This is a genomic window from Flavobacterium sp. 9R (assembly GCF_902506345.1).
Classification (GTDB): domain Bacteria; phylum Bacteroidota; class Bacteroidia; order Flavobacteriales; family Flavobacteriaceae; genus Flavobacterium.
The window spans coordinates 1,158,511-1,173,710 of record NZ_LR733413.1 but is presented as its reverse complement, the minus strand read 5'-3'; the positions used below and the strand labels follow the sequence as shown (position 1 = coordinate 1,173,710).

The following is a 15,200-nucleotide window of genomic DNA, read 5'->3' as shown; positions in this document are numbered from 1 at the left end:
GAAATACAAATAAGAAAGAATTAACCACATAGGAGATTCATAGATTAAAGCAAATCAACATAGAAAAAACAGAAATAGCACTATTTCTCACATAGATGCACTATGTGAATAGTAGAACTTCTATTTATTTCTCAAAAAAACTAAAAATTCTATGCTCCTATGTGGTAAAAAACAATTTGATCCATCGGTTTACATTATTACCAACAATAAAAAAAGCTTTCTGAGCTAGTCCTAGACTTCAGAAAGCTTTTTTATTTTTCATTCTTGGAACTATTCCGTTATATTGTAACTGCCCACATAATAGTTGTTATCCACTTCAAGTGTTGGTTTTTCTGTCGTTCCTAAAGGCAACATTTTCCATTCGTTATTCGGTTCCAAAATTTGTGTGGTGCCATTCAGATAAACTTTTACAGGGAGATTGAAATTGGCCACACTATTCGCCCAACGATACCCCAACTGATTGTTTTTAAAGAAATACTCCAAGGTTGGAATACGCGTATCACGCAAATATTGGTTAAAAACAGGCGTCAAATCTCTACCAATTTTTTCGCTCAAATAACTTTCAATTTGCTGTGTCGTCACTGTTTGATGGTAAAAAGTGGCATTCAAACCACGCAAGATTTCACGCCATTTTTCGTCATTATTTACCACTTGTCGCAAGGTATGTAGCATATTGGCACCTTTGTAGTACATATCTCCAGAACCTTCATTGTTTACATCATAAGCTCCAATAATCGGTTTATCATTTTCGATGTTTTTTCGAATACCGCGCACATAGGTGTAGCCCGCTTCTTTACCAAAGTAATATTCCAAAAACAAACTCTCTGAGTAATTGGTAAAGCTTTCGTGAATCCACATATCCGCGATGTCTTTATAAGTAATGTTGTTCGCAAACCACTCGTGACCAGACTCGTGAATAATAATAAAATCAAACTTCATTCCCCAGCCTGTACCACTCAAATCACGTCCTAAGTAACCATTCAAAAATTTATTGCCATAGGTTACACTACTTTGGTGTTCCATACCCAAATACGGAGCCTGCACCAATTTGTAGCTGTCTTCATAAAATGGATAAGGACCAAACCAATGCTCAAAAGCCTTCAACATTTTGGGTACATCTTGAAATTGTTTTTTGGCTTTATCCAAATCATCACGCAATACATAATACGTACAATCTAAGTCGCCTTTTTCTCCTTTGTATTTTTCAGAAAAAGAGACGTAATCGCCAATATTAATATTCACGCCATAATTATTGATTGGATTCTTAACCACCCAATGAAAGGTTTTGGTACCGTCTTTTTCCTTTTGTACGCTTTGCAAGCGACCGTTAGAAACATCCGTCAAATTCCCAGGAACATTTACATTAATTTTCATTCCCTCATCAACTTCATCATACATATGATCTTTGTTGGGCCACCAAACACTGGCTCCCAAACCTTGACAAGAAGAAGCAATAAACGGATTTCCGTTTTTATCCTTTTTCCAAGTAATCCCTCCATCCCACGGTGGATTGACCGCTACTTTTGGTTTTCCGCCATAAAACACCACAACTTCTTTGGTGATGCCTACTTTTTGAGGAGCCGTTAAAGTAATAAAATAGACATTTCCTTCTCGCTTGTAGGTCAACGGTTTTCCGTCTTGGGTTACATTGGTAATGGCCATCGGATTTTGCAAGTCAATTTGCATCACAGAATTTTCCTGAAGCACTTGATAGCGAATCGTATTCGACCCCGAAATAGTGCTATCCGCTGGATTCACTTTGATAGCTAAGTGATAGTGTTTCAAATCCCACCAAGCACGCTCTTTGGTGATGCTACCTCTAAGACTGTCTTGTCGGGTAAAAGTGGTTTCATTTTTATTCAATAATCCTTGGGCTTTAATGATCGAAAACGAAGTCATCAATAGAAGGATAGCTATTTTTTTCATCAGGTATAGTTTTTTTCAAAACTACATACTTTTTTAGATTTTGCAGTAAAAAAGAAACAAGATTTCCTTACTTATTTCTGTCTTCCTTTCAATACTTCCACTACATCATTCAATTGAAAACCTTTAGCTTGCAATAAAATCAAGTAGTGAAAAAGTAAATCGGCGCTTTCGCTCAAGAACAAGTCATCGTTATCATCTTTGGCTTCAATAACCACTTCAACTGCTTCCTCTCCTACTTTTTGAGCAATTTTGTTGATGCCTTTTTCAAACAATGAAGCCACATAACTCTTCTCAGAATCGGCATTTTCACGACGTGTTTTAATGGTCGACTCCAATTGTGAGATAAAGCCATAATTTGCGGAATTCGCTTCTTGCCAACACGTATCAGCGCCAGTATGACAAGTAGGTCCCACTGGTTTTGCCTGAATCAATAAGGTATCGCCATCACAATCATTTTTGATGGAAACCAATTCTAAAAAATTACCACTTTCTTCTCCTTTGGTCCACAATCGTTGTTTGGAACGGCTAAAGAAAGTTACTTTTTGAGTGTCTATGGTTTTTTGAAGCGATTCTTCGTTCATATAGCCCAACATCAAAACATTTTTTGTTTCAGCATCCTGAATAATCGCTGGAATTAATCCGTGAGCACTTTTTATATCTACATTCATTTTTATTAGTATTAAGTATTGAGAATTAAGTACTAAGACTAAATTCTGACTTCTATAGTATTGTTTTTAAGTTCTTTTTTTAGTGTTTTAATTTCAATTTCTTTGAAATGAAAGACACTAGCCGCCAAAGCCGCATCGGCTTTTCCGTCAATAAAGGTGTCTACAAAATGCTGAATATTTCCAGCGCCTCCTGAAGCAATAATCGGAATATTAACCAATTGCGATAGTTGCGCTAAAGCTTCGTTGGCGAAACCATTTTTGGTTCCATCGTGATTCATAGAAGTAAAGAGTATTTCCCCCGCACCGCGTTGTTCTACTTCTTTCGCCCAATCAAACAATCGGATTTCCGTTGGCACCTTCCCTCCTACCAAATGCACCATCCATTCGCCTTCTATTTGTTTGGCATCGATGGCTACCACCACACATTGGCTACCAAATTTCTGCGCCAAATCATTAATCAATTGGGGATTTTTCACTGCCGATGAATTGATTGATACTTTATCAGCACCATTTTGAAGCAACACTTCCACATCTTCAACAGCCGAAATACCGCCACCCACCGTAAATGGAATATTGATGGTAGCTGCAACTTTTCGCACCAAGTCAATCAAAGTGCTTCGTCTTTCCTCGGTAGCCGAAATGTCCAAAAACACCAATTCATCTGCCCCTTCTTGTGAATAGATTTTAGCCAATTCTACTGGGTCACCCGCATCGCGTAAATCGACAAAATTCACCCCTTTTACGGTTCGTCCGTTTTTAATATCTAAGCAAGGTATTATTCTTTTCGTAAGCATATCGTTGTATATTGTTTGTTGTTTTTGGTTAATGGTTCAATTTTTCAACTACAAACCATTAACTATCAACTATGAACTTAAAATAAAATTTTCTAGTTGTTTCAAGCTAATTCTTCCTTCATAAATCGCTTTACCGATTATTGTTCCTTCACAACCTAGTTCGGCTAATTTAGGCAATTCATCAAAAGTAGAAATCCCTCCTGAAGCAATCAATTTTATCCCTTGGGCTTGTTCCAGTATTTTTTGGTACAAATCAAAACTCGGTCCTTCTAACATTCCATCTTTAGCAATGTCGGTGCAAATAACGTACTGAATACCTTTATTTTGATAGTCTTGTATAAACGGAATCAAATCTTCATTAGAATCCTCCAACCAGCCAGAAACAGCCACTTTTTCGTTAGTAGCATCTGCTCCTAAAATGATTTTATCCGAACCATATTCTGAAATCCATTTTTCAAAAATGGCTCGATTTTTTACGGCTATGCTTCCTCCTGTGATTTGGTTGGCACCACTTTCGAAAGCAATTTTTAAGTCGGCATCGGATTTCAAACCACCACCAAAATCAATCTTCAATTTCGTTTTTGTAGCTATTTGTTCCAAAATTTTATAATTGACAATTTGACTCGACTTGGCTCCATCCAAATCAACTAAGTGCAAATACTCAATTCCGTGTGCCTCGAATGATTTAGCGACTTCCAGTGGATTTTCATTGTAAATAATTTTGGTATCGTAGTCGCCTTTGGACAAACGCACACATTTTCCTTCGATGATATCTATTGCGGGTATTATTCGCATAATTTGTTTACAGTTTAAGGTTTAAAAAGTTGTTTAAAATTTGCTCGCCAACATCCCCACTCTTTTCAGGATGAAATTGAGTTCCGAAGAAATTGTCTTTCTCTAAAGCCGACGAATATTCTAATTCATAGTCTGTCGTCGCAATGGTTTCCTTACAAAGTGGCGCATAAAAACTATGTACCAAATACATATATTCGTTCTCGGCAATGCCTTTGAATAAATCCGATTTTAGATTGTAAATCGTATTCCAACCCATCTGAGGCACTTTTACCTTGGAAGAAAATTTGACTACATCCACATCAAAAATTCCCAAACCTTTTGTATTCCCTTCTTCCGAGGATTGACACATCAATTGCATCCCCAAGCAAATCCCTAAAACAGGTTGTTTCAAGGTTGGAATCAAGGTATCCAGTCCGCTTTCTTGTAGCATTTTCATTGCATAACTCGCCTCGCCCACACCTGGAAAAATGACTTTATCTGCTGCTATTATTTCCTCAGGATTGTTACTCAAAACCGCTTTGTATCCCAATCGTTCTATGGCAAACATAATGCTTTGAATGTTTCCTGCGCCGTAATTTATGATTACTATTTTCATTATTTTAAGTTAGATGTCAGAAGTTAGATGTCAGAAGTTTCTAATTTCCCACTTCTAACTTCCCATTTATTTTACAACATTCCCTTCGTACTTGGTAAAATCATTTTCTCTGTATCGCGTTTCACGGCTACTTTAATAGCTTTGGCAAAAGCCTTAAAAATCGCTTCGATTTTGTGGTGTTCATTGGTGCCTTCCGCTTTGATGTTGATGTTCGCTTTTGCCCCATCAGAAAAGGATTTGAAGAAGTGATAAAACATCTCAGTTGGCATTTTTCCTACCATTTCACGCTTGAATTCAGCTTCCCAAACCAACCAATTTCTTCCGCCAAAATCAATCGCTACTTGTGATAGGCAATCGTCCATTGGCAAACAAAAACCATAGCGCTCAATCCCTAATTTATTGCCTAAAGCTTTAGCAAAAACTTCTCCCAAAGCAATAGCCGTATCTTCAATAGTGTGGTGCTCGTCTACTTCTAAATCGCCTTTGACCGAAATTTCTAAATCCATTTGGCCGTGACGCGCAATTTGGTCCAACATATGGTCAAAAAAAGCAATTCCAGTATCAATTTTGCTTTTTCCTGTCCCGTCCAAGTTCAGTTGAATGGTGATATCGGTTTCGTTCGTTTTTCTAGCAATACTAGCCGAACGAGCTTCTAATTTCAAAAACTCATAAATCACTTTCCAATCGGTAGTTTGCAAAGCAATTACGGGGTCTAATTCCTCTTTTTTACTTGATAATTCTGCCGCTCCCAATCCTTCTTCTTGCTTCAAGAAAATGGCTTTAGCTCCTAGATTTTTGGCCAATTCCACATCGGTCAAGCGGTCGCCTAACACAAAAGAATTCGCTAAATCATAATTCGGATTGTTAATGTACTTGGTCAACATTCCCGTTCTAGGTTTACGCGTTGGCGCATTGTCTTCAGGAAATGAGCGGTCCACAAAAATATCATCAAACAAAACGCCTTCGTTCTCAAAAGCTCTCAAAATAAAATTTTGCGTAGGCCAAAACGTATCTTCAGGAAAACTAGCGGTTCCCAAACCATCTTGATTCGTAACCATCGCTAATTCATAATCCAATTCCTTGGCGATTTTTGCCATATATTGAAAAGCCTTCGGGTAAAATTCTAATTTGCTCAAACTGTCCAACTGATACCCTTCTGGTTCTAAAACTAATGTTCCGTCACGGTCTATAAAAAGTACTTTTTTCATCTTATTTTATATTGTTTATTTGAGCGTGCCCCACCTGATACTTCGACAAGCTCAGTAGGTGGGTCGGGCTTCCGTTCCCGCTTTTTTGTAACTCCGTTCCTCCGTTACAAAAAGAGCTCCACTACATCCCTCACGCAATTTACGGTTCTCTACTACTAAATGGCTAATAAAGCTTCTATCAATTTCTTATTTTCTATTTCTGTACCAATCGTCAATCGCAAACAATTGTCGCAAAGTGGTTGTGTAGTTCGGTTACGAATCACTATGCCTTTCGCAATTAACTCATCGTATCTTTTGTTGGCATCATCCACTTTAATCAATACAAAATTCGCTTCTGTGGGATAGACAACTTCAACAAAATTTACTTTAAGTAACGCTTTAAGTAAAAGTTCTCTTTGCGCAATAATCGAAGCAATTTCTAAATCAATTTTAGCTGGTTGTTGCAAACGTTCAATCGCTCTTTGCTGCGTTAATTCATTAACATTGTAAGGCGGTTTGATTTTATTCAACACCCCAATAATAGCTTCTGAAGCATAGCAAATTCCAAGTCGGATACCTGCCAATCCGTAAGCTTTGGACAAGGTTTGTGTAATGACCAAATTAGGATATGCGTCCAATTCGTTAACCCAACTCGCTTTGGTAGAAAAGTCGATGTAGGCTTCATCAATAACCACTAATCCCTTGAAATTATTCAATAAATACACCACACTTTCGTCCGAAAATGAGTTACCCGTTGGGTTATTTGGTGAACACAAAAAGATGATTTTCGTATTGGCATCAACCGCTTCCAAAATAGCTTCTACATTGGGTTGAAATTCATTGGTCAACAATACTTCTTTGTTGGTTACATCATTCAAATTTGCCAAAACACTATACATTCCATACGTTGGTGGCAATGTGATAATGTTATCGATTTTTGGCTCACAAAACCCTCTAAACAATAAATCTAGCACCTCGTCACTACCGTTTCCAAGTAGGATTTGTTTCTTTTGCAAGCCTTTATTTAGCCCTAAAATCGTTTTTACCGATTGTTGCTGTGGGTCTGGATAACGATTTACTCCATTTTCAAACGGATTTTCATTCGCATCCAAGAAAATCATTTGAGCCGTGTCAAAATCTTCAAATTCATCACGTGCGGAAGAATAAGGTTTCATTGCCTTAACATTTTCTCTAGTTATGGTGTTTATATCAAAAGTATTCATAATATGTTTTTTATTCCTGCAAGGTTTCAAAAACCTTGTAGGTATTAGTTAACAAATAGCAATCTAAAATATAGACCTACGAGGTTTTAGAAACCTCGCAGGACTGTAGTCGAAGCGTCACCGCATTTTTATGGGCTTGCAATCCTTCAGCCTCAGCCATTAGTTCAATAGCAGGTCCTATGTTTTGAATGCCCTCAGCTGTAATTTTTTGAAACGTCATCGATTTCAAGAAACTATCCAAATTGACACCACTATAATTCTTAGCATAACCATTGGTTGGCAACGTATGATTCGTTCCCGAAGCATAGTCTCCCGCACTTTCGGGCGTGTAATTCCCAATAAAAACTGAACCCGCATTACCAATGTTATTTACATAAAAATCTTCGTTTTTAGCGCAAATAATGAAATGTTCAGGCCCATATTCGTCAATCAAGTCTATAGCGATTTGGTCATTTTCAACATAAATCAATTTAGAGTTTTCAATGGCTTTTGTTGCAATGGCTTTTCTTGGTAACACTTCCAATTGGGTTTGGATTTCAGTTTCAACCGCGTCAATTAAGTCTTTTGAAGTCGAGACTAAAATCACTTGGCTGTCAGTACCGTGTTCCGCTTGCGACAACAAATCCGAAGCTACAAAGGCCGGAACAGCTGTGTCATCAGCTACAATTAACAATTCTGATGGCCCTGCAGGCATATCAATGGCAACCCCAAACTGAGTAGCTAATTGTTTCGCTACCGTAACAAATTGATTTCCTGGGCCGAAAATTTTATATACTTTCGGAATTGCAGCTGTGCCAAAAGTCAATCCTGCAATGGCTTGAATGCCACCCACCTTCAAAATTTTGGTCACCCCACACAATTGTGCGGCATAGAGAATCGCTGGATTGATCTTTCCTTTTTTATCTGGAGGTGAACACAACACAATTTCCTTGCAGCCTGCAATATTAGCTGGTACAGCCAACATCAAAACGGTCGAAAATAAAGGAGCTGTTCCACCTGGAATGTACAAGCCAATCTTTTGAATCGGACGTTTTTCTTGCCAACACGAAACACCTGAAGTGGTTTCTACGCTTACACGAGTGGTTTTTTGAGCCGTATGGAATTTCTCGATATTAGATTTTGCCAATTGAATAGCGTCTTGTAATTCTTGCGGAATTGATGCAATCGCCTCATTGATTTCTTCTGGAGTAACTTCAAGATTGTCTACTGCAACTCCATCAAAAAGCGAAGTGTATTTGGTGATGGCTTCGTCACCCTTTTTTTGTACTTCTTTAAAAATTTCTTTTACAGTAGCTTCTATATCATCTACTGTTTTCGTGGGTCTTTCTAAGAGGGTTGACCACGATTCTGGTTTTGGATTGTATATTTTGTTCATTTTTATATTTTTAGTAAAATTCCAATTTTTAAAATTCCAAATTCCAATCGCTAAAATTTGGAATTTGGTTTTTCAGTATTGAATTTAAAATTTTATAGCACCATTTTCTCAATTGGGCAAACCAAAATTCCTTCTGCGCCAACTTCTTTCAATTGATCGATTACTTCCCAAAACGTATCTTTATCAATAACTGAGTGTACACTACTCCATCCCTCTTGTGCCAATGGTAAAACGGTTAAGCTCCTCAAAACAGGAAGAATTTTACCCACAGCATCGATTTTATCATTGGGAATATTCATCAAAATGTATTTGGATCTTCTTGCTCGCAACACCGATTCGATTCTGAATTTCAAAGTATCAATGATCTTTTGAGATTCCTTACTTACTTTAGGTGAAACAGCTAAAACAGCTTCGCTTTTGAAAATAACTTCTACTTCTTTCAGATTGTTTTTGAACAACGTGCTACCACTAGAAACAATATCAACAATAGCGTCGGCTAAACCAATATTTGGAGCAATTTCCACCGATCCTGAAATTTGGTGAATATCTACGGTAACACCTTTGGAATTGAAAAAATTAATTACTGTATTTGGGTAAGAAGTAGCAATTCGCATACCTTCCAAATCTTTTACCGAAGTATAATTGAACGACTTTGGAACAGCTACAGAAACTTTGCATTTAGAAAAACCTAACTTTTGAATTACTTCAATATTTTTCCCTTTTTCAACTAACAAATTATCGCCTACAATAGCAATATCTACTACGCCATCCATAAGATATTGAGGAATATCAGAATTTCTCAAATACAATACTTCAAGAGGAAAATTGGAAGCTTCTGCTTTTAATTGATCGATGCCGTTATCTATTGAAATTCCAGCATCTTTTAGGATTTGAATGCTATCTTCGTTTAATCTTCCTGATTTTTGGATAGCAATTTTTAATGTACTCATTTTAGTTTTTTGTTTAGATTGATAAAATTTGAGTACAACTAAGAAGGTATAAAAAAACCCGTTTGAAGTACTCAAACGGGTTTTAAAATATGATGATTTACAAACATACCATTAACACATCGCTTGAGTGCAATAATGTAAATGATGATGATGTAATTGAATTGCGAACATTGGTTTTATTTTTTTAACGATGCAAATATATAGAAATATTTTTTTGTAAAACTAATTATTTTACAACATTGTGTTGTTTAATTGTTAAATCACTGCTTTTCTTTAAAAAGAAACACCCACTACGACAAGCCAAGAGCAAGTGGTAACGAGTGTTTCAAAAAAAAACCAACTTAATTATTATTATAGAATTATTACAGCTATTAAAGTTGTGGTCCAGCAGCTACTAAACGTTTACCTTCTTCGGTATTAGTATATTGCTCGAAGTTTTTAATGTATTTAGAAGACAAGTCTTTAGCTTTAGCTTCCCATTCTGCTTTTTCTTTGTAAGTATCTCTAGGATCTAAGATTCCTTCGCTCACGTTTGGTAAAGCTGTTGGGATAGTTAAATTCAAGAATGGAATTTTTGCTGTCTCTGCGTTATCAATTTCTCCACTAATGATAGCATCAATGATTGCTCTTGTGTTTTTCAAAGAAATTCTTTTTCCTGTACCATTCCATCCTGTGTTCACCAAGTACGCTTTTGCTCCGTGTTCTTTCATTTTACCAATCAATGTTTTAGAGTACATTGTTGGGTGTAAGGTTAAGAAGGCTTCACCAAAGGCTGGAGAGAAAGATGGTTCTGGTGCAGTAATTCCTCTTTCAGTACCTGCTAATTTAGAAGTGTAACCACACAAGAAGTGATATTGTGCTTGATCTTCATCTAAGATTGAAACTGGAGGCAATACACCAAAGGCATCAGCAGACAAGTAAATGATTTTCTTAGCGTGTCCTGCTTTTGAAGGCAATACAATCTTGTTGATGTGATAGATTGGGTAAGAAACTCTTGAGTTCTCAGTGATACTGTGATCATAGTAATCAATATCTCCGTACTCATCCACAATCACGTTTTCTAACAAAGCGTCACGTTTGATAGCTCTCCAAATGTCTGGCTCATTGTTTTCACTTAAGTCGATAACTTTTGCATAACAACCTCCTTCATAGTTAAATACTCCGTTGTCATCCCATCCGTGTTCGTCATCACCAATCAAGTAACGTTTTGGGTCAGCAGATAAAGTTGTTTTTCCAGTTCCAGAAAGTCCAAAGAATACCGCTACATCTCCATCTTCTCCTACGTTTGCAGAACAGTGCATTGAAGCCATTCCTTTTAATGGTAGGTAGTAGTTCATCATCGCGAACATTCCTTTTTTCATTTCACCACCGTACCAAGTTCCACCGATAATTTGAATTTTTTCTGTTAAGTTGAACATTACAAAGTTCTCAGAGTTTAATCCTTGCTCTTTCCAGTTTGGATTAGTCGCTTTTGAACCATTCATTACGATGAAATCTGGTTCTCCAAAGTTTTCTAATTCATAAATAGAAGGTCTGATGAACATATTAGTTACAAAGTGTGCTTGCCAAGCTACTTCCATTACGAAACGTACTTTTAAACGTGTATCAGGGTTCGTTCCGCAGAATGCATCTACTACATACAATTTTGGAGAAGTTGATAATTGATTTAAAACCAACTCTTTACATTCATCATAAATTAATTTTGAAGTAGCAAAATTTACTTTTTCATCCCAGTAAATGGTATCTTTAGTTACATCATCTTTAACAATATATCTATCTTTAGGAGAACGTCCAGTAAAAATACCAGTTTTAACTGCTACAGCACCAGTTGAAGTATTCGCTCCTTTTTCATATCCTTTTCTTTTTAAAGAAACCTCTGCTTGATACAATTCTTCATAAGATGGATTATATACTACTTCATGATAACCAGTGATACCTAAATTGTGTAGTTCCTGAATGATTTTAATGTTTTTCATTGTGATAATTTTTTATTATTTTTTAACCTTATTTTTTTTATAAATCTCTTAATTTTTGATATTCAAATTTACGACTGTTAAACGTGGAAAAAACTGATATTTATCATAAAATACGATAAAAATTTACGAAAACGATTGCAATTTTATTACTGATTATTAGCACTTTACAGCGAAATCGATTTCATAACAAATTTAGGTATTTATTTTAAAAATAACCCAAATAACTGATTTTTATCATAAAAAAAAATCTACAAAATTGATTCATTTACACTACTTTTATTAATACTAAATTTTAACATTATGTTTGAATGGTTTAGAATATTGTTCACTCCGACGGAAGAGCCGGAGATGGCACAGTCACTGATAGTTTTATTTTTGGCAATAAGTATAGGTTTCTTTGCTGGAAGATTAAAAATTGGCAAAGTTTCTCTTGGAGTATCTGCTGTTATGTTCGTTGGACTCTTTTTAGGACACTTAGGGTACAGTATGCAAGCCGATTTGATTCAGTTTGTGAGAGAGTTTGGTTTGATTTTATTTGTATATGGAATCGGAATACAAGTAGGTCCTACTTTCTTTTCTTCCTTTAAAAAAGAAGGTTTAGTTTTCAATGCTTTAGGGGTTGGAACGGTTTTTCTTGGAGGAATCATAGCTTATCTAATCCATATTTTGGCTAATGTAAAAGTAGAAAATGCAGTAGGCTTAATGTCAGGCTCTGTTACTAATACTCCTGGTTTAGGAGCGGCTAAATCCACTTTGATTGAAATTCAAAAGCAATTGAATCTACCGGCTGATCATTTTTCTGATCCAGCGATTGCTTATGCCATCACCTACCCGATTGGAGTTTTTGGAATTATTCTGCTTATTATAGTTGCCAAAAATGCCTTGAAAATTGACCTTGAAAAAGAGGTCATCTTACTCAAAAAGAAGAATAAAGACCACGAGAATGCTATTGTTCGTCAAAAATGTAGGGTCACAAAATCGGAGGTAATAGGTAAAACTTTCAAACAAGTATTCAAAGAATTTCACATTGATAATGTTATCATTTCAAGACAAAAACAAAGCGGAACTAAAGTCGTTTACTCACCTTCATTGGATTCTGTTATAAAAGCCAAAGACGTTTTAATGGTAGTAGCAAAACAGAAAGACATCAACACCTTTATTGATGTGGTTGGTAAAATTTCAACAGATTTGTTTATTGAATCAGAAGAAGATGTGACTACAAAAATTCTTAGTGTGACTCACAAAACAGCTATTCATAAAACATTGGCCGAATTGGATTTATACAATCAATATGACGTAAAAGTTACTCGTGTTATTCGTTCTGGATTAGAAATTTTAGCACAACCTTCATTGGAATTATTCTATGGCGATACTTTGATGGTAGTCGGTAACAAAGAAGCTATTCAGGAAGCCGAAAAAATCATTGGAAACTCTAAGAAAATATTGCTAGAACCCGATTTTCTTTCTTTGTTTGGCGGTTTAATTTTTGGATTAATCATTGGTTCTATTCCAATTGTAATTCCTTCCTTACCCGTTCCTTTAAAATTAGGTTTGGCAGCTGGACCGCTTTTGGCAGCTTTGTTTATCAGTAGATATGGTGGTGTTGGGGTGATTCACTCGTATATCAACAACGGAGCCATTCACTTTATGAAAGATTTAGGAATTTGTATGTTCTTTGCAGCAGTTGGAATCAAAGCGGGGCACGGTTTTTATGAAAATTTTGTAGCAAACAATGGTTGGATGTGGATTTACTATGGCTGTTTTATCACTTTTATTCCATTGACGCTCTTGGTACTTATCAGTCGTTTTGTTTTCAAGCTCAATTTTTATCAAATGGTGGGGATAATGAGTGGCGCTTATACTGATCCTGCAGCCTTAGCTTTTAGCACCAAATACTTAGATTCTGATATCCCTAATCAATCGTATGCTACCGTTTATCCTCTGGTAACTATTAGTCGAATTCTGGTCGCGCAATTGCTTATTTTACTCTTTGCGAGTTAATCCAAATCTATTTATTTCAATTTCAATAAAAAAAGGATGTCAAACTAATGACATCCTTTTTTTTTCGTTAGTATACAATTAAAATTAATCCTTGTCTTCCATTTGAACATCAGCAGGAATCGCTACTGATCTTATCTCTGTATGACGAATCTCTCCACCTGTTGTTCCAGTTTGTTGTCCCAAAAATACGGCTACCACAGCAATAACAAGCGCTACATAAGTTACCAAAACCGATTTAGCTGATTTTTTGTAATTCAAATACAAACCGGCTAAAGAAGTAACTGCTAATACATACAATGCAATGGCTAGTTTTTCCGCCATTTCTTCGTGTTCGTGAATAATATCGTGACCAATAGTAGGCATATCCTCAACCAATTCCTCTGCTCCTTCTCCGGTTGCCATACTCACTGCAGCAAAAATAGCTGCTACAATAAACAGAAAAAATGCCGTATTCTTGACCGAATTGTTTTTTAACAACAACCCAACCACTAAAATTCCTAATCCTAAAATCGTCCCGATAATAGGAAAATGGTTCACCACTAGGTGCAAATGTGCTTCATTCATAAGTTTTATTTTTAAGTTAATTTTTTTATTCTGCTAAATCAAAAACGCCTTTGGTCAAAATTTTAGTAGAAGCGTTGATGGAAGAATTTGGAAGTATTTCACTAAAATCCTCGTTTTGTTCTCCTAAAGATACGGCTAATTTCTTGAAGGCATATCCATTTTTATTGGTAACCAAAGCAAAAACATAATGCTTGTTGTTCTCTTTCATAATGGCTTCAGAAGGTACCGCTAAGCCTTTTTTAGTATCAAAAATAATAGCCGCTTCTACAAACATACCTGTGAGTAATTTTTGCTTGGATTCATCTTCTAAATGTCCGTGAACATTGATGGTTCTGTCATTTCCTTCAATTGATTTCCCTACCAAATGCACTTCTGCATTAAACACTTCCTTAGTCGCTTCAGGAACAGTAAATTTGATTTTTTGCCCTTTAGTTACTTTCAAAATATCTTTTTCAAACACAGCTAATTCTAAATGCAAGTGGTCTGTATCTACAATTTCCAAAATCACATCTTCAGGATTCATCAGCATCCCCACATTGGCATTCATAATTACAATATCTCCAGAAATGGGAGCGTAAATAGTTATTACCGAGGTGAATTTACCTTTCTCCACCTGAACAGGGCTAATATGCATCAAAATCAGTTTTTGTTTCAAACTCTGATAGGTTGCCAAAGCTCTTTTGTACTCGCTTTCAGCCTTGAAATAGTTCTTTTGTGAGGTTATTTTTTCGTCATACAATGTCTTTTGTCGAACAAATTCCGATTTAAGATACTTTAACTGCTCGGCTACTTCTAAATATTCTTTCTGAATATCAATAAATGCAGTATTTTCAAGAGTTAGCAAAGGTTGTCCTTTACGAACTCTGTCTCCCACCAAAAGTTGTGTGCTTTTGACATAACCCCCAATAAAAGTGGTGACTTTTGCTCTATTTTGAGGCGGAACATCAATCTTGCCAGACACTTTTATGGTTTCGTCAAAATCTTTCATTACAGGGTTGCTAATGACCATTCCAGCGGATTGAAATTGAGCCTGAGTAACTCTGACCAAACCATCGTCTTCTGTTGTTGCAGGTGTAGTTTCTTCTTTTTTGCAGCCGATTAACAGGAGTGTAAAAACTAATATATACAGGTGTTTTTTCATATTGA

General features: G+C 36.1%; 13 protein-coding genes. 1 reads left to right on the top strand and 12 read right to left on the bottom strand.

Annotation, left to right across the window (positions count from 1 at the left end):
• Positions 1 to 270: 270 nt before the first annotated feature.
• The 10 genes from FLAVO9AF_RS05210 to pckA all read right to left on the bottom strand — a co-directional run bounded on the left by FLAVO9AF_RS05210 (position 271) and on the right by pckA (position 11,489).
• A complete protein-coding gene (locus FLAVO9AF_RS05210) occupies positions 271 to 1,926 on the bottom strand; it encodes a M1 family metallopeptidase (RefSeq protein WP_159685356.1) in 1,656 nt (551 codons plus the stop codon).
• A gap of 71 nt (positions 1,927 to 1,997) precedes the next feature.
• Positions 1,998 to 2,594: a bifunctional phosphoribosyl-AMP cyclohydrolase/phosphoribosyl-ATP diphosphatase HisIE gene (gene hisIE, locus FLAVO9AF_RS05205; RefSeq protein ID WP_159685354.1), complete on the bottom strand. Its 597-nt coding sequence runs from the start codon at positions 2,592 to 2,594 to the stop codon at positions 1,998 to 2,000.
• Positions 2,595 to 2,632: 38 nt separating this feature from the next.
• On the bottom strand, positions 2,633 to 3,388 hold the full coding sequence (gene hisF, locus FLAVO9AF_RS05200; protein WP_159685351.1) for an imidazole glycerol phosphate synthase subunit HisF: 756 nt from the start codon (positions 3,386 to 3,388) through the stop codon (positions 2,633 to 2,635).
• A gap of 69 nt (positions 3,389 to 3,457) precedes the next feature.
• On the bottom strand, positions 3,458 to 4,183 hold the full coding sequence (hisA, locus tag FLAVO9AF_RS05195) for a 1-(5-phosphoribosyl)-5-[(5-phosphoribosylamino)methylideneamino]imidazole-4-carboxamide isomerase (protein ID WP_159685349.1): 726 nt from the start codon (positions 4,181 to 4,183) through the stop codon (positions 3,458 to 3,460).
• A gap of 7 nt (positions 4,184 to 4,190) precedes the next feature.
• On the bottom strand, positions 4,191 to 4,778 hold the full coding sequence (gene hisH / locus FLAVO9AF_RS05190) for an imidazole glycerol phosphate synthase subunit HisH (RefSeq protein WP_159685346.1): 588 nt from the start codon (positions 4,776 to 4,778) through the stop codon (positions 4,191 to 4,193).
• Positions 4,779 to 4,849: 71 nt separating this feature from the next.
• Complete coding sequence (hisB, locus tag FLAVO9AF_RS05185; RefSeq protein ID WP_159685344.1) at positions 4,850 to 5,986, bottom strand: bifunctional histidinol-phosphatase/imidazoleglycerol-phosphate dehydratase HisB; 1,137 nt, start codon at positions 5,984 to 5,986, stop codon at positions 4,850 to 4,852.
• 155 nt (positions 5,987 to 6,141) lie between these two features.
• Positions 6,142 to 7,188, bottom strand: a complete 1,047-nt coding sequence (gene hisC / locus FLAVO9AF_RS05180) for a histidinol-phosphate transaminase (protein WP_159685342.1) — start codon at positions 7,186 to 7,188, stop codon at positions 6,142 to 6,144.
• Between the two features lie 76 nt (positions 7,189 to 7,264).
• Positions 7,265 to 8,563, bottom strand: coding sequence for a histidinol dehydrogenase (gene hisD, locus FLAVO9AF_RS05175; RefSeq protein WP_159685339.1), 1,299 nt, complete (start codon positions 8,561 to 8,563; stop codon positions 7,265 to 7,267).
• Positions 8,564 to 8,655: 92 nt separating this feature from the next.
• Positions 8,656 to 9,513 (bottom strand): ATP phosphoribosyltransferase, encoded by an 858-nt coding sequence (hisG, locus tag FLAVO9AF_RS05170; RefSeq protein ID WP_159685337.1) that lies wholly within the window; start codon positions 9,511 to 9,513, stop codon positions 8,656 to 8,658.
• Positions 9,514 to 9,884: 371 nt separating this feature from the next.
• On the bottom strand, positions 9,885 to 11,489 hold the full coding sequence (gene pckA / locus FLAVO9AF_RS05165; RefSeq protein WP_159685334.1) for a phosphoenolpyruvate carboxykinase (ATP): 1,605 nt from the start codon (positions 11,487 to 11,489) through the stop codon (positions 9,885 to 9,887).
• Between the two features lie 300 nt (positions 11,490 to 11,789).
• Between pckA and FLAVO9AF_RS05160 the strand changes: the two genes are divergently transcribed.
• Positions 11,790 to 13,490, top strand: a complete 1,701-nt coding sequence (locus FLAVO9AF_RS05160; RefSeq protein ID WP_159685332.1) for a putative transporter — start codon at positions 11,790 to 11,792, stop codon at positions 13,488 to 13,490.
• 84 nt (positions 13,491 to 13,574) lie between these two features.
• On the opposite strand, the gene FLAVO9AF_RS05155 is transcribed toward FLAVO9AF_RS05160, so the two are convergent.
• Together FLAVO9AF_RS05155 and FLAVO9AF_RS05150 are read right to left on the bottom strand one after the other, a co-directional pair.
• Positions 13,575 to 14,054 (bottom strand): DUF2231 domain-containing protein, encoded by a 480-nt coding sequence (locus tag FLAVO9AF_RS05155; RefSeq protein WP_159685329.1) that lies wholly within the window; start codon positions 14,052 to 14,054, stop codon positions 13,575 to 13,577.
• Between the two features lie 25 nt (positions 14,055 to 14,079).
• On the bottom strand, positions 14,080 to 15,195 hold the full coding sequence (locus tag FLAVO9AF_RS05150) for an efflux RND transporter periplasmic adaptor subunit (RefSeq protein WP_159685327.1): 1,116 nt from the start codon (positions 15,193 to 15,195) through the stop codon (positions 14,080 to 14,082).
• Positions 15,196 to 15,200 lie beyond the last annotated feature (5 nt).